Source organism: Prolixibacteraceae bacterium (assembly GCA_019720755.1).
In the GTDB taxonomy this organism is placed as follows: domain Bacteria; phylum Bacteroidota; class Bacteroidia; order Bacteroidales; family Prolixibacteraceae; genus Halosquirtibacter; species Halosquirtibacter laminarini.
Map to the genome: position 1 here is coordinate 2,175,843 of CP081303.1, position 17,051 is coordinate 2,192,893.

13 protein-coding genes are annotated in these 17,051 nt (G+C 34.0%); 5 read left to right on the forward strand and 8 right to left on the reverse strand.

Annotated features, from left to right (window positions below):
- Positions 1-333: 333 nt before the first annotated feature.
- Genes K4L44_08675 through K4L44_08685 form a run of 3 tightly spaced genes read left to right on the forward strand, consistent with a single transcriptional unit; the run spans position 334 to position 5,640 of the window.
- Positions 334-1,239: a DUF4007 family protein gene (locus K4L44_08675; GenBank protein ID QZE15890.1), complete on the forward strand. Its 906-nt coding sequence runs from the start codon at positions 334-336 to the stop codon at positions 1,237-1,239.
- Positions 1,226-4,468 (forward strand): hypothetical protein, encoded by a 3,243-nt coding sequence (locus K4L44_08680; GenBank protein ID QZE15891.1) that lies wholly within the window; start codon positions 1,226-1,228, stop codon positions 4,466-4,468. Before K4L44_08675 ends, K4L44_08680 begins: the two co-directional genes overlap by 14 nt.
- 2 nt (positions 4,469-4,470) lie before the next feature.
- A complete protein-coding gene (locus K4L44_08685; GenBank protein ID QZE15892.1) occupies positions 4,471-5,640 on the forward strand; it encodes a phosphoadenosine phosphosulfate reductase family protein in 1,170 nt (389 codons plus the stop codon).
- 398 nt (positions 5,641-6,038) lie between these two features.
- On the opposite strand, the gene K4L44_08690 is transcribed toward K4L44_08685, so the two are convergent.
- The 8 genes from K4L44_08690 to K4L44_08725 all read right to left on the reverse strand — a co-directional run bounded on the left by K4L44_08690 (position 6,039) and on the right by K4L44_08725 (position 13,989).
- A complete protein-coding gene (locus tag K4L44_08690) occupies positions 6,039-6,575 on the reverse strand; it encodes a hypothetical protein (protein ID QZE15893.1) in 537 nt (178 codons plus the stop codon).
- 4 nt (positions 6,576-6,579) lie between these two features.
- On the reverse strand, positions 6,580-6,828 hold the full coding sequence (locus K4L44_08695; protein QZE15894.1) for a hypothetical protein: 249 nt from the start codon (positions 6,826-6,828) through the stop codon (positions 6,580-6,582).
- A gap of 36 nt (positions 6,829-6,864) precedes the next feature.
- Positions 6,865-8,760: an AAA family ATPase gene (locus K4L44_08700; GenBank protein ID QZE15895.1), complete on the reverse strand. Its 1,896-nt coding sequence runs from the start codon at positions 8,758-8,760 to the stop codon at positions 6,865-6,867.
- Positions 8,761-8,764: 4 nt separating this feature from the next.
- Complete coding sequence (locus tag K4L44_08705) at positions 8,765-9,040, reverse strand: hypothetical protein (GenBank protein ID QZE15896.1); 276 nt, start codon at positions 9,038-9,040, stop codon at positions 8,765-8,767.
- A 3-nt stretch (positions 9,041-9,043) separates the two neighbouring features.
- Positions 9,044-11,281, reverse strand: a complete 2,238-nt coding sequence (locus K4L44_08710) for a DEAD/DEAH box helicase family protein (protein ID QZE15897.1) — start codon at positions 11,279-11,281, stop codon at positions 9,044-9,046.
- Positions 11,282-11,684: 403 nt separating this feature from the next.
- Entirely contained in the window at positions 11,685-12,599 is a 915-nt protein-coding gene (locus K4L44_08715; protein QZE15985.1) for an IS3 family transposase, read from the reverse strand.
- A complete protein-coding gene (locus tag K4L44_08720) occupies positions 12,542-12,859 on the reverse strand; it encodes a transposase (protein ID QZE15898.1) in 318 nt (105 codons plus the stop codon). Before K4L44_08720 ends, K4L44_08715 begins: the two co-directional genes overlap by 58 nt.
- Before the next feature lie 353 nt (positions 12,860-13,212).
- Complete coding sequence (locus tag K4L44_08725; GenBank protein ID QZE15899.1) at positions 13,213-13,989, reverse strand: transposase; 777 nt, start codon at positions 13,987-13,989, stop codon at positions 13,213-13,215.
- Between the two features lie 1,297 nt (positions 13,990-15,286).
- Here K4L44_08725 and K4L44_08730 point away from each other — a divergent pair.
- Together K4L44_08730 and K4L44_08735 are read left to right on the forward strand one after the other, a co-directional pair.
- Complete coding sequence (locus tag K4L44_08730) at positions 15,287-16,039, forward strand: hypothetical protein (protein QZE15900.1); 753 nt, start codon at positions 15,287-15,289, stop codon at positions 16,037-16,039.
- The gene (locus tag K4L44_08735) at positions 16,032-16,802 is read left to right on the forward strand and encodes a DNA/RNA non-specific endonuclease (protein ID QZE15901.1); all 771 of its coding nucleotides are present in this window, start codon (positions 16,032-16,034) and stop codon (positions 16,800-16,802) included. The genes K4L44_08730 and K4L44_08735 overlap by 8 nt, the downstream gene beginning before the upstream one ends.
- The last annotated feature ends 249 nt before the right edge of the window (positions 16,803-17,051 follow it).

Sequence of the window (17,051 nt, forward strand, 5' to 3'; positions counted from 1 at the left end):
TCATAAATAAGAAACAGCCAACTATAAACAAATCTCTTTTAGTCCCTAATAGTCATCAATAACACAACAAACTTCCACAAAAAAACAAGATATTAATTACTAATTGTCAACACAATAACAAAAAAAACATCATTTTAATTGTAGATTACAAATATCATGTTTCATAATCACAATCAAGACTTATCGCGGGATACGCAAATTAAGTTACATCTTTAAAAAAAGGAGATAAAAATAAAAAAAACACAATATCGGAATGAAATACATCAATATAATTGATGAAAAAATCATAATGAGTTATCTTTACTGGACAATTTTATCCAGTAGACTTTTTTTATGACAAAATATACATTTTCAGGACACGAAACCTTTTATTGCCGACATTATTGGCTAAAAAAAGGAGTTGACTATGTTATACAGGGAAACAACTTCTCATCTCCGGATGCAGTAACAAAACTCGGTGTAGGAAAAAACATGGTGACATCCATTCGATTTTGGTTAAAATCATTTGGAATCTTATCTCATGACAAAAATAACATAACTTTTATTGGAAATTATCTTTTTTCTGAAGAAAATGGAAAAGATCCGTATTTAGAGGATATAAATAGTTTGTGGCTACTCCACTATCTTCTTATTTCAGAAAAAGCAGCATCTCTCTACGCTCTATTCTTCTTAAAACTACGTTTAGGAGAAAAAGAGTTTACAGACGAGAAGGTTAAAGATCTACTGAACCGTCATCTTAAAAAAGAGGCAATAGCACTACCTAATGAAAAGAGTTTGACAGCAGATGTAAAAGTACTTAGATCGAACTACCTACCACCAACGAACTCAAAGAATGTGGAGGATGATTTTTCAGGATTACTTCAAGATCTTGGCATTATAAAGCCACTCGGCACAAAAAAATATATCATTGAAAATCAACAACGTAAAAACCTATCAACAGAGATCCTAGTATATTCGATCATTGATCTATATGAGAACACACTTGCTTCTCAGGATCATAATCGCGGAGATTTCTCCATTAGTATCAATCAATTATTAAGTGATGAGCAGTATAATGTAGCAAAAATATTCTGTTTAAATGAGCAAGGGCTTTTAGACAAAATACAAGAACTCCAAAATGATTCTTTCTACAATGGGAAAATAACCTATAGTGAAAATGCTGGAATTCGAGAGTTACAAATAATCAAAGATCTTAAAAAAGAGGATATCTTAAACAAATATTACAATGGAGTCAAATAATTTTTCCCCTTCAATAAATATTATACGAGACCAAGAGAAAGAGCTTACTTATCACGTGACTCCAAATAGTTTAAGGATCGCGAACTCTATTGCATCTCAATACAAAAGCACAGGACACTGCTTTAATCTTATTGGTTCATATGGAACTGGAAAATCGAGTTTCTTACTTGCATTAGAAAGAGATCTTAAAGGAGAGAAGAGTTACTTCTTCAATACAACAAATGTTCTCGATGAATCTTTAACTAGTTACTATTTTATTAATATCATCGGAGGATACCAATCTCTAAAAACAGCCTTAGATAATGAACTAGAAATTGACTCAACGAAAGAGCCAGACAATACGATTGAACAGTTTCATTTATTTATTAAAGAGAAAAATAAAAAGGGCCAAATAGTAGTACTTGTAATTGACGAATATGGTAAGTTCCTCGAATACGCATGCAACAACAACACAGATGAAAATATCTATTTCATCCAACAAGTAGCAGAATGTGTTAATTCAAATGATCTCGACTGTCTGATGATCACTTCAATGCACCAAAACTTTAACCAATATGGGGCAAAGTTATCTGGAACATCTCAAAATGAATGGCAAAAAGTAAATGGGCGTTTTATTGACATTACCTTTAACGAGCCTATTGAGCAACTTATATACCTATCTTCTCAACAAGTACGATTACTGCAAAATAGTGATAATTCTATTGAGAAAACAGAGAAAGCAAACCAAGTTTCCATTGATTCGAACCTCTTCTTAAATAAAGGGACACTAGATATAGAAACAGGAAGATCTCTCTATCCACTTGATTTTGCATCCACCTACGTCCTCGCGAAAGCATTACAAGTATATGGTCAAAATGAAAGGTCTCTTTTTACCTTTTTAAACAAGGCTGAAGAAGGGTCTTTGATAGAATACATAGAAAAAGACAAAAGATACACATTAGCCAGTCTTTATAATTCACTTTTCGACCAATACTATAGTTTTATTATCAGTGGGAACAATCCATATAAAAGCTCGTGGGACTCTATTCGAAATGCATTAGAACGAATACAGAATACAGGTTATTCAAATGAATTACTACTTAGTGAAATAGTTAAAACGATTGGGTTACTAAATATTTTTGCATCTGCAGGCTCTCGCATTAACTCACCATTTTTAACAAAATATATTGATGGGTACAGTTCAAATGAAATAATGGATGCAATAAATTTCCTAGAAGGGAATAACATTATTCGATTTAGAGAATTAACCCAAAAATACATCTTATTTGGAGGAACGGATCTTGATTTTGAGAGTGAGCTAAAAAAAGCAAAACGAAAGATTGATACAAACATTCAAGTTGCCAATCACATCAAATCATTATATTCTTTTCCTTATGTATACGCTAAGGCAATAAGCTACCAGCAAGGAACTCCTCGTATATTCGGATATGATATTAGTGACGAACCAATAGATCATTTTGACCAGCCCCAAATAGATGGATTGATCAATCTAATCTTCTGCAAGCCCAAAGAGGTTGCAACTACGACATTAAAATGCAAAACGAAAAAAGGATTGCCTATTCTTTATGGAGTTTTCACCAAAACAAAGGAGATAAAAAATGTCATAGAGAATATCGAAAAATGCCGTGTAGTTAAAGAAGAGCATCATGAAGATAGGGCTGCGGTTAAAGAGCTCGATTTGATGATTACAACCTATGAACAAGAACTACAAAAACTGGTATTAGAAAACCTTGGAAGCAAAGACTCAGGTATTAAATGGTTTGTAAATGGAAAAGAACACAAAATTGAAACAAGTAGAGAACTAAACCATACACTATCTCGTATTTGTGAGAAAGCATACACAGAAACGCCTCACTTTGTTAATGAGCTTATTAACAAGCACAAAATATCGACGGCAATTTCGACAGCAAGAAGATACTATCTAAATGCTCTTTTAAAAAATCTAAACCAAGAAGATATTGGATTTGCAAAAGATAAATTTCCTGCAGAAAAAACAATCTATATGTCTCTTTTAAAAAACAGTGGTATTCATCGATATGCGAAGGATCAATGGATTGTAGGAAAACCAAAACAAGATAGCAATTTATACAGATTATGGTGTAAAACAGAAGAAATATTAGACAGTACAAAAGATGAAAAGATAAATCTCTCCATCTTTTATGACGAACTTTCCAAGGCTCCATACAAGCTAAAAGAAGGGTTTCTAAACTTCTGGATTCCTACGTTCCTTGTTCTTAAACAAGATGATTTTGCACTCTTTAATGATAAAGGTTATATACCATTTATAACTATTGAGGTACTAGATCTGATACACAAAAAACCATCTCAATTCGACGTAAAGGCATTCTCATCTAACGGTATAAAACTTGATCTTTTAAACACCTATCGCGATCTAATTCAGAAAGAGACCAAAGGAGAAGCAAAACGAGGAGTTTATATTGATACGATTCGTCCCTTAATCAAATTCTGTAGGGAATTACCTACATTTACCCAAAGAAGCAAAAGGATGAGTCCTTCTGCTATTGGATTTAGAAATGCTATTTTAAATGCAGAAGATCCAGAAACAGCATTTTTCGAACAAATTCCAAGCGCTCTAGGATATAGTGGATTAGATCTTAGATCAGAAAATGTAGACTTGAAGGATTATTTACAACAGTTAAAGGATGCCATCAGAGAACTGAGAGAGTGTGAGTCCGAAATGATCTCAGAGGTCGAAGCCCTACTATTAAAAACAATGGGATTCAAAAAAGGAGAGAAATTCACTGTATACAAAGAACAGATAGACCAGCGATTCTCAACATTGGATAGAGATCTTCTTTTACCGCATATCAAGCGTTTGGTTAATAGACTCACAGCTCCTGTACCGAAGAAGACAGATTGGATTAAAGGACTATTCTCTGCAGTTATCGTTAAGGGTATCGACCAAATGAGAGATAATGATATAGCTCTTTTTATCAATAATTTTAAGAAATCATACAAAGATTTAGAACGACTTGTGGATATTCATAAATTGAATGATACAAGAAAAGACAAAGTAGTAATGATCGATATCATAAACCAAGATGGAGAGGCAAAAAAAGAACATATTGCTGTTTCTGATTTCGACACAAAAAAATATGAATCTTTTGATTTGGCATTAACGAACCTATTTTCTGAAGAGAACAAAACAGAGATAGACAAACAAATCATGAAACAATTTTTAGTCCGTAAACTACAAGAGATCTTATAAATATGACACAAGAGGTTAAACATGTCCTAGGAATTAGTGGGGGTAAGGATAGTGCAGCATTGGCACTATACTTAAACCATTTATATAGCAAGGAGGAGCTTCCTATCACATACTACACATGCGATACAGGAAGAGAGCTTGACGAAACCTATGTTTTAATTAGTCAACTTGAGACAGAACTTCAAAGCGAAATAGTAAAGTACCAGAGTGAAGATTATAAAAGTGCCAATGAAGACAATCCTTTTGATTTCTTTTGGAGAAAATATGGTGGATATTTGCCTTCACAAACAGCAAGATGGTGTACAAATACCATGAAATTAGCTCCCTTCGAAAAAGCGATCGGCGATACACCAACCATTTCATATGTTGGGATTAGAGGAGATGAAGACAGAGAGGGTTACATATCAACCAAATCAAATATTCAATCCATATTCCCATTTCGTCGTAATATTTGGAGTGTAGATGTCATTCGTAAGATTTTAAACAACAATTTAATCGAAGAACTAGTAGGGTATTATCAAGAACAACTCGAAGAGAATATGCTTGATAAAGCAATTGAAATATTGCGTACACCTCTCTCTCCAAGGTTAAAATTGGAAAAAAAACTTAATCTTCTTCTCGACTTAGATGTCATTGCATTCAATCATGTCGTATTCACTTGGTTGAAAACAACAGACTATCCTGTTGGCAAGTTGGATTATTTCCCGCTTATTGATAATGAAGAAATTATCAAACGTGCAGATGTATTTCAGATTATCGAAGATAGTGATGTAGATCTACCTAGTTACTACCTTCCTTTAGAGTATGAAGTCGATGGGGAGAAAGGTAAATATTTTCGTAGCCGTTCTGGATGTTTCTTCTGTTTCTACCAGCAAAAGATCGAATGGGTATGGCTATTAGAACAACACCCCCACCTCTTTAAGGAGGCGATGAAATACGAAAAAGATGGCTACTCTTGGATACAAGGGGAAAGCCTTGAAATGTTATCTCGTCCAGAAAGAGTCGAAGGAATAAAACGAGAACATCTAAAACGTATGAAACGAAAGTACCAAAACTTACAAACCAAAGTAAGCTGGCAAGACGATGTAATGGGGGTCAAAAAAAATGGAGAAGATTGGCTTGATGAGCTTCTCGATGCAGAAGGTGATGGATGTGCAAGCTGCTTCATTTAAAAATGTAATTCAAAATTTCCGTAAACATATAAATTACGGAAATTTTAATTGCTATTGTTTTATGAGTTTCTCCACATTTCTGAAATATCTTTCAATATCTGAAACTTTAACAGTTTATACCTCTCCTCACAAAAAGATATTTGACACTTTTCCGAATCAAAATTATCTTGTAATTTATTTGGAATAAAATGGCCTAAAAATATTGAATTTCCTTACATTGATTGTATCTTTTATAGATTATATTTTTAGTATTTTATATTACAGAACAAAACACAAAGACACATTATATGTTAAGGATTAAATTTTATAATTCAATAAAAGGGATCAAAATATTGTTTAGCAACAAAATTGTCGTTGAGCTCTTTATAAAAACAAAAAGTTCAACGATAATTAAAAAATCACTCTTCAGGTAAAGGCATAAAATTAAGAATCATATTCAAATAATTAACCTTGTCATTCAAGAATGACTTATTCTCATCATACATATCTTGAAGACGGATAAAACCAGCATTAGCATACGCCTCCATATCTTGACGTAAAGAAGTTACAGCACTGGTTATTCCTTTCTCATCTTGATTATCAAGATCTATAAAATCAATATCGCTTGTTGCAATTAAAGCCATAAACATATACTTCTGGATAATAGTATAGTTTTTTCTATCAAGGCTTTTGCCTCTTTTACCCCAATTTTTAATCTCATGACTAAAATTTATTTTTTCATCATCTTTCTGAAGTGGCACTTTATCCTTGGCATAATATCCTAAAAAGAAAGCATATATGTACAACTCATAATTCGTAACAAAAAGCTTACCAGACATTTCCTTGTTCTCTTCTGTACCTGTCATCTTAAACGCAAGTTTTTTGAAGAGAGTATCTTGATATATTTTATTATAATTGGGTTTTTTCGAAGCCCACATTGAAAAAAGTGTATCCATTATATTATAGCTTAACGATGATTGATTCAACAGTATTTAACACGGTATGATCTATGCTTTCATCAAGTTTAACCCAATAAGCTGTATCAGCATTTACATCTTTAAAATCTTCGTCTATTCGATATGTATTCCCTGATTTTACAATATAGTTTTTCATCAAAACGATAGATTGTTCAAAATTTTCTTTTGCTAAAGAGAAGAACTCAATAGATTTTGCATGATCAAACTCTGAAATAGGAGCGTCAAAGATCATAGGAAGGCTATCTCCCTGCTTTTTAGTCGAAAGAGCTTAGATCGCCATAAGGATTGACAAATTAACTGCCGTCTGGGTCGAACTACTCAAAGAGTGTGTAATATCCATATCAGAACCTTTATCCACTGTCTGGATTCTTATCGACTCATCATATTTCGATTTCGTTATCTTTATCTGACCCGTATACCCACTACTAGCAAGTCCAAATGAAGAATAATATTTATTAGCTTGATTTTGTAGATTTTCAAGGAACTGGTTAAATTTTTGCTCTTTAACATCAAAAGTAATCTCTTTCAAATCTCTAAGAATCTGATGTTTTAAGTTCTCGTCGCTTGTAAGATCTTCACGATTAATTTTGCCTAATAGCGACTCTGCATCCTCAAGAGATTTTTTACTATCATTGATTTTCTGCTTTTTATCTCTTATCTTCTTTTCAATACGTGGCAATTCGATCTTATATTGACGAAGACTTGTTGCTGCATCCATTAACCCTTCTTCTCCAACAAGACTCTTGCTTAGTAGTTTCTCTTTATCACCGTTTAAGATGTCTAATTTATCTCTAAGGTCTGATATCTCGTTCGAAAGCCGAGACAACATATCATTATTAAATTGTATCTCCTCAAAAAGTGATTCAACACTTTTTCGTTTCGGTAGAAACTCTTTTTTTAGATCTGTCAACTCTTCAATAAATTCATTTTTAAAAGCAGGGACCTCCTCTTCTTCTTCCTTCTCAATCGAATAGTGATTGATAAACTCTTGAAGTCGTGCATTCATAAATTCATATGCCTCTGACCCTTTAGGAGCAGTCCTATTACAGACTTTGCAAACCTCTTCATTTAGCATCTCCTCCATATGCTCTTGGGTAGGTGCACCAATAGGCAAAGGAGTATCAGATTTTGTCATCTCTGCAATTAAATCTCTTTTCCCTTTTTCTTCTCCTAATTTAATATCATGCTCTTTTGTTAGCTTTCTTTTTTTACGCTGTAGACTTGCCACTTTTTTCTCGAAATCTAGTTCAATCGGAGCAAAATTTACAAGTATCCACTTCTCATCAAAAAGCTTAACAATATAATCTTCTTTTAGTCTCAAATTAGTCTGCTTATCTCTAAGCTCTTCCTCGAGGACAGTAATTTTCTGATTTAAATTAGCAAGCTTAGGTCCCAATTCGATAGAGTCTAAATTATCCTCCATCAACTTTTCAATATTATACTTTTCAGAAACAAGTCCTTTGAGGTCTTGTTCTGCTCTATTTTTCTCTAACTGGGCCTTATCTCTAGCTTTAATTGCTCTTTCATATTTGTTTTGCTCTTTACGAGTATTCTTAATCTTTTTATCAAGCATTTTTTGGTTATCATTAAATGCCTTCTTTGCAATCTCAACATATGCATCTAGAGAACGGAAATTAGACAAAGCATTCACCAGGTTCTTCAACGCATCCTTATTCGTTTTAGGATCAAAAATATTCAGAGATCTTTCTCCTTTAAAAAGGGAGTATTTACGTAAAATCGGAGGAAATAATTCATCTATTAAGTCTTGTCCGTCAACAATATTTCTTTCACCTGAAATTCTTTCTTCTACAGTACCTTTACACTCTACCTTAGATAAGACAAGATTATTACCAGGTGCATCAATACTTACCTCAAAATAACGTCTAATAGAAAACTTTTTCTGATCTTTCTCACACTCTATAAGAACAGATACATCAAAACATCTTTTTAGATCTATCGCCTTCTTCGAGATTAAGTTTTCAAGATGAAACCTCTGACCTTCTTGGGCAAGAGATCCTGTAAAAAGCCAAAGAATAGCATCAAACAACTTACTTTTTCCATGTGAATTTGCAGCAACAACAACATTAAGACCTTTTGTAAACTCAAAAGTTTTAGTGTCATAGTAGCATTGAAAATTTTGAATTTCAATTTTATTTATGATCATAATACTAGCTGTTTAATTCTCTCAAAAGGTTACTAACTGCATCATCAACTCCTCGTTTATTAATCTCTACACTTCTCACCAACAACTTTACTGCGTTGATAATTGGTATATCAGGATGATTCGCATTTAATCTACCCTCTATGTAGGTAAATGAATCCAATCCTTGAGAAGATGCATTAAGATCTTCTCTATTCTTATCGTCTTTAACGATAATATTATAATTTGCTTTAATGAGAGGATGTCCCATTAAACTTACAAAAATTTCGTCGTGTTTAGCCATTGTTTATTTATCTTGAATATTTTCTTCTACAGTAAATAGGTTTATTTTAAAATGTGTACACACTTCTTTTAATTCATTAAAAGTGTGAAATTTATTCCGAGCCAAGAAAGAAAAATTGACAACTCTTTCTAATTCAGATTTAACTAGACTCTGTTGCATTGGAAACGTCGCATCAGAATGGTCTGTACATTCAGGAACAACAATTAGATCATGGATAATAGCTATATGTTTGTCTTTATGTGTCCGAAGAACACGCCCCCTTCGCTGTACAAACTGTTTTGGATTTCCCGTACTTGCACAGAAAAATGCGAGCTCTGTTCTTGGTACGTCTACACCTTCATCAAGACATTTCATTGAAGTAAGAACATCAATCTTTCCTTCCCCAAAATCCTTGAGAGTAGATTCTCTATTTTTAGTATCTGCCGTAAACTGATGTACAATAATATTTTTATTAATTGAACTAACAATCTTTGTATATTGATTTAGAAGTTTCAACTCTTCCATACTGTCATAACACTCATTCACGTCATTGTCACTATGAACTTCATACCCTTCGGGAACATAGACTAAAGAATATTTTAAGGAGTTACGTTTGCTGTATTCCTCTCTAGAAATCCTTTCAAACATTACTTTTTTATTCTCAGCCTTATGGATAATACGTTTCCTTTTAAGAAGTAGCATATCAACCACAGGATCCTTCTTAAATTTTCCAGTAGATCCATCAAAAAACTTATATAATTTTGTTGAAATTTCGGCATATTCTGAAAGCTCTTCTGAAGTTAAATAGACAACATGTGGAAAATAATCATATTGACATAACACGTCATTTTCAATTGCAGCCTTCATATCATATGAAAATGTATAGGGGGGATTAGATTCAAAAAACTCATTAATTTTTTTATTTCCTATCTCGTCATATTGACGATGTAGCGTTGCTGAAAGTGCGATACGATTCTGTATCTTAATACCAGAAAGAGACGTTAAAAACTGAGCAGAACCCATATTGTGAGCTTCATCAGCAATAAGCAAATCATTTTTAGAAAAAACATGATGAAAATTCTTGAATTTTTTACTTAAAAATGACTTATATGTTGTTATAATTACAAATGAGTGACTTGGATCAAGACGCCTTTGTAGAGAAAGCTTTGATAATTTTGGCATCCAATTTTCACCACTACAAACTTTAATAATATTTTTAAAATTAAACTGCTTACACTCCTTTTCCCATTGTTGTATTAATGCAATAGAAGGCACAAAAATGAGAGCTTGATATTTTTGATTAATTTGATATTCATTCAGCAAACAGTTTAAAGCAGTAATTGTCTTTCCAGTTCCTGTGGCCATAGCAAAAACACCTTTTTTATCATTCTTGCACCATGCTTCATATGCCTCTTTTTGATACACTCTAGGGCCTTGTGGAAATGGAAATCTAGGAGATGTTTGATAAATTGCTATCGTCTCATTTAGTTGATCGAACTTATTCTCTAATAAATGGTCATTTTCTACTTCACTATAAAATTCTTTTAATAGTGATTGCTCCTCAATCATCAATTCTTCCAGAGTCATTTTGCTTGCTCCATCGACAATAGCCTCCTGAACACTTTCTGGATCTAGGTATTCTAAAGTCTCATCCATTTCACCAAACACTTCATCAAAATACTCTTGTGTCTCAACCACAGAGTTCGCATCCACTTTGCTATTCCAACTTTGCTTAACTGAGACCTCCTCAATATTTCCTAATATTCCTTGTGCAGTAAAATTACATGATCCTTTAAAAGCAACTTTATCATTGCCATCACTAAAAACTCCAGATTTCACATGCATGATCCCCTTTGTGTATTTTGGACGGACAATCTTTATATTTAATCTATCGTTTGCAATCATCCATGAAAGACAATTAAGGGTATGCTTACCAGGATGAGAAAGAGATCTTAGATCGTCTATAATTGTAAGAATACTTCTCGATTTTAAGCTTTTGTCGGCAAAACCATCTATAATAGCGCCCTTATCATCAGAAGACAACACATCATTGATAACCATTCGCATTTTACCACCTTCTATTAAAAAAGGAACAAACCCTAAAGCCAAAGCATTCAAAGCTGTTGAGGAGAAATATCCCAAAAGAAGGTCCAATGATTTGGATACTCCAAAAGCATCAACAAAAAAATGGACAGGTGCATAATATCGGTTAGATCGATACTCACAAGTAGCTGGATATGTAATATTTTTTAAACTCTTCATTATATTCAAACAATTTTCTTTTAATTAATAGACCAAATTAATTACAGAACCTACTCTTAGTGCCTAAACCTAGTAAATGGAACAATAAAATAAGCTTATTTCTAGAATAACAGCTACTTAATTAAATCTCTAATAGCGTCTACCTGAAAAAGACACACTAATATAAATTCTTATATTTAAAAATACACCAAAATCGTATGTTAAATAAATAAAACTACACATACATGATTTATAAATTAGAAGCATTATTAATAAATACAATAATAAGCTACTAGATATACGGCACAATAGTATTATTCTATTGTGCATTCTATCCACACAAAAAAAATCTTGTTACGATAACTCTTTATTTTATATTTTTGTACAACAGGAGTGGATATGCAACAAAATATCGGACAATTAATTAAGCCACATTAAAATATTTCTGTTTCCCAAATTCGAGAGGAGTCAAATAACCAAGTGTTGCATGTCTTCTCTGTCTATTGTACCAAATTTCGATGAATTCAATTATGTCTATCTTAGCTTGGAAATGAGAGTGGTAGTGTTTATGATCAATCATTTCTGATTTGATAATTTTAAAGAAACTTTCTGCAACTGCATTATCCCAGCAGTTTCCTTTTCTGCTCATACTTTGTTTTATTCGATCTTTAACTAACTCATCTCGGAATACTTTTGCTGTATATTGTACACCTCTGTCGGAATGAAAAATCATACCTGGCTTGTTATCACGGTTTATTTTAGCCATCCTCCATGCTTTAATGATTGTACACTCCGTGGTCATATTATCTGAAAGAGACCATCCTATTACTTTTCGATCAAAAAGGTCTATTACCGTTGTTAAATAAAGCCACCCTTGGTCTGTTGGAACATAAGTTATATCAGAGACCCAAACTTTTGATGGTTCGTCAGGTGAAAACTTTCGATCCAAGTGGTTGTCTGATATTATATTTGAATGATTAGAATCAGTTGTTTGTACCTTATATTTCTTATTTACAATACTTTTAATGGATTCTTTTTTCATTATTCTAGCAACTCTATTTCTTGAAGTAACAACGCCTTGTACTCTTAATTCTGCTGTAATTTTATGACTGCCATATCGGTATTTAGATTGTTCGTATATTTCTCGAATACGAATAGTATCCTCCTTTATAGCAATGGATCTAGGAGCTTCTTCTCTTGATAACCAATCATAAAAACCACTTCGACTCACTTGCATAACACGGCACATATCCTCGACAGTAAATTCGTTGTTAAACGTTGCTATAAATTCATATTTGTGCTGTCGCTCTTGGAGAATATGCTCACTGCCTTTTTTAATATATCTCGCTCTATTTGTGTTTTACGAAGTTCTGCCTTTAGTTCAGTAATTTCTTCTTGTTCAGCAGTACGAACAGGATTACCGTTCCCCTTAAAACTATTCTCTTTGAATTGAGTCTGCTCACTAACCCATCGATATACCATTCTTCTATCAAGGTCCATATCCGAAGCAACCTCACTTGTTGATTTGCCACTAAGACAGAGGTTAACAACCATTGTCTTGAATTCTTTGTCGTAACGTTTTCTTTTTTTTATTGTCATGTTGTAAAGATAAGTGCTTTATCTAATTGTCCGAACAAATGTAGCACATCCAGAGAAACTCGCACATCATCAATATCGTATCTCCATAGATCAACCTAAACCATAAGGTCAAGAGGAAAGTACAAGTGGTGAGATAATTTATTTGCATAATTGTTAAAAGACATAGTTGTCTGTTAATATTATACTATTTTCTATATTTACAGTATATAGAACAACAAGTACTACATATCCATGAAAACACCTACCAATATAACCAAAGTCCATTTGATAGGAGCTGCCGATCGTATTATACGAGAAGAAATACCAAAAGAAGAACAATCCAATACATATGATGTATTTTATAATAATGCGAATCAAGGGTTCAAAACATAATTAAGAAACGTTGCAGTTAGTTTACCGAATGCATGTACCATTAATCCTTTTGTAGACCTTACTTTACTAGCTCTTTGTATATCTGTTTTTTCGATTAGCCAAGAGAACATTGCTTCAATAGGTTGTCTTATTTTAGATACAGCTCTATTATACAAATCATCTGCTGCTTTTATTCTTTGTTTGATTATCAAAGGCATCCCTTTTATTGCCTTAATAGGTGTCAACATTTCTGAATTATACTGACTCTTCACTTGTTGGTTAAATTCATTATGCATGTAAATTTTATCTCCGAAGAAGGTTCTGTTCCGCATCTCTGACCATCTCTCCTTGTAAACGACAATATCGTTCACAGATGCAGGGGTAAAAAGGACTTGCTCTGGAAATGGTAAAGCATCTTGTCGTCTTATCCCCAGCATATGAAGCTTCATGCCATAATAGTAAACTCCTTTCGTAGAGCAATAGCCTTTATTGGTTACTTCATTGGCCACCTTGCCTTTTCGTTTGCCAGAACACGTTATAATTGGCATCGAATCAAGTAAACATTGATCGATAATACAATCATTAGGCTGAGTGTCTTCAAGTAATAACTCAGACAATCTTGTAAAAGCTCCACCTAAACGATTAAGGCGATTACAAAATGCTTGATAAGATCCTAAATTTGGAAACCAGTCAGACAAGTAATCACATGCAAATTTATGAATCTGATTTATCTTGGTGTATTCTTGATATTGAACACCAAAAAGATATATTGTCATCACCTCTTGATCAGTAAAGCAAGGGGATTATTGTTACTAAATCGTTCACAATAATATCTTAACTCATCGAAGTAATAACAAATTAGATCGTATATTTTTATTAAATTGAAGTCCTTATCCTTGATTATCATATTTTAAAGTCGCTTTGAAAACAACTATAAGATACTGATTTTCAAGGATAAAAAACAATACAAACATCTAACATACAGGCAATTAAACCACTTGGCTAGATATGAAAACCAACTCTTGATTCGCATTAATAATTTAGTGTTATATGGTATTTTTTGATCAAAAGAACCTCCAAACTTTATGAGCAGCGTGGGACACAACCAAACTGCAGGCATTCCAAAGGAACACCCAGAGAGGTCGCCCTTTTGCAGTCTCTCTTTTTGAGTTGATGCAAGCCAAAGTAGATACTTCTCTAGAGTAGAAAGAGGATGATTTAGAAAGAAAGAGATCTCTTTCTTTCTAAATTCATGTTACATAGAACAAAAAAAACATCTCCCCACTTCCATCGTACAGAGTCTCTGTTTTTATTATTTTAGCGTAATGTTCGTTATTTCAGGAGATACCCTATGGCATCCCTTAAAGAGTCGTTTCTCTTGGGAATATTAAGTAGGATATCCGCTTTAAAGCCTCAAACATCTCCTCTAAGACATTATCTACCGCTTCGACGAAAGCATGTTCGCTATAAATATATTGGAGCTACTTGAAGCTCTAATATCATCTTTTACCCTATCAATCTTTTCTAGATCAAGGAGGTATTTTCTGATACGAATGGATGGTATTTTAAAAGGTAAAAGGGTCTCTAAAAAGAGCCTATGTTTGATTCTGATTCGCTTCTTAATTAACGCCACCAATTCATACAAACCTAAAGCCTAACAACTTACACCAACACCCACGATCAGTCCCACTCTACAGGCATGTTCTCTTCTATACACAAAGGAGACGGTTCGCTTCATAGACCTCTATTTCATTCGACAGAAGACCCCATTTAAATGTTCCCATATTTACAAAAATTAAGTACTGTCATATTTAGGCATACTTACTATTATGATTACTTTTGTCGCGATTTATATTTAACATATGCACCTTATATGGTTGCGTAAAGTAAGAGACAACGATACTGCATAAACATAAGGATAGAAATATGAGGGAAAGCACCACATCGTAATAAGCCATGCCATTGCAGTAAATGGCATGAAACAAAGAACCACAACAAATAATTCAGCACATCGACATAGGATGGCATAAACATATGGTCATCCATCATAAAAACACAAGAAATCCACTGTTCAACATGAAGCAACTCCTATTATTAATGCTCCTATCCTTTTCGGTTCTATCCTGTAAAGAACAAGGCCAAAGCAGAGATAAAAACATCATTATTGAAGATACCCAACAGATCATCTATACTGACACCAAAGCTTACATTCATACTGCCTACACCCATTTGACAGACTCGTTGGATAGAGAATCGGGCTTTCTAGGATGGAAGAATATTCGCGACTACTTTCAACTGGACGAGGTCTCGATGCAATCCAAAGTAGAGAAGATATGGTTTCACTTCTACGACCCAAAAGTGGTCAAAAAGATCACCAAATCAAACCTTGAAGATGCTCTGATCGCCAAGGGTGCACGAAAGCATCGGGTTCGTATTCATAAAATCGACACCAAACCAATCATCCATATTTATGCGCATAAGATTGTGGTCTCTGGTGTCTTTATGATTATCGAAGAGATCGTAGAGTACGTAATGGCCTATGGGATTGCCGTATTCTTTATTTTCATCATCATCTCGGCATACGTATTCTACCAATTCACTTTAGGAGGCTGGATTCGTTGGAGCAAAAAGAGACATGCCAAAGTGGATAGTATGACTCAAAACATATGGACATGGTCTCGTAGAGTCTTTGGCATCGTCTTCTTTATCGGAATGTTGTATATGGGAGATACTGCAAATACCCAAACTGAAAAATATATCACGAATAAAATACTTAAACAGGTTGAAACACAAGTAGCCTATCATTTGAAAGGAGATATCAATGAATAAAATAGTATGCTTCGCCATCATCATTCTGTTGGCCAGCTGTAAGACATCACTGAAAGAGGGAACGGAATATTTTACAAAGAATCCATTTAAGAAGACGGCTCGTCATGGGATGGAACGCGTCACGAAAGTGGGATTTAAATCGATAGACCAACTGATCCACTCCGGAGAGTATGTCATTAAAGGAGGCAAGAAACGCTTTAAAATTCTCAATAAGAGCGGGGATGAGCTCGCTTCGGTGATCAAAACGAGCAAAGAGATGCGGGTTAATGCTTCTTGGGTATCTAAAGGATCGAAAGCCCACTCCCTGAACGCTTTGTTAAATACCAAAAACCTGCTTCCTAACACTACCTATACGGCCAATGGAGCCAAATATATCACCGACGATCTATGTCGACCATTAGAGGCTTCGATCTCCTCTTTCGCGAAAGCCAATAGGGTCCCTAGAAACGCCAATATGCAACGCAAAGCTTTATACGATGCGATTGGTGCAGCGGAAGCAAAACATTACCAAGGGGGTCATATGATTGCCAATTCGTTGGGAGGGATTAGTGAAGGAATTAATATCGTCCCTCAATTTGAATATGTAAATAAAACAACCTTTTGGAAGGTGGAGAAGTATGTGTCGGAACATCGAAAATCGGTGAAACACTACAAAGTACGTAATATATATAAAGGGGACTCCAGAATCCCATACTCTCAAAGAATCACTTTTGAAATCAGAGGGAAAAAACACGCATACTTTATCCAAAATACTCAAGGCTGATACCGAGATACAAAGGGAAAGGAAGCCCAAAGACACAAAGATTCTGTCCACAGATTAACACAGATTTATTGTAAAGACACAAAGGGAAAGGAAGCCCGAAGACACAAAGATTCTGTCCACAGATTAACACAGATTTATTGTAAAGACACAAAGAGAAAAGAAACCACGAAGACGGGAAGGCACGAAGATTATTGCCACAGATCCGACAGATTAAACAGATTTCCACAGATTTTTTTAATGCGAAACATT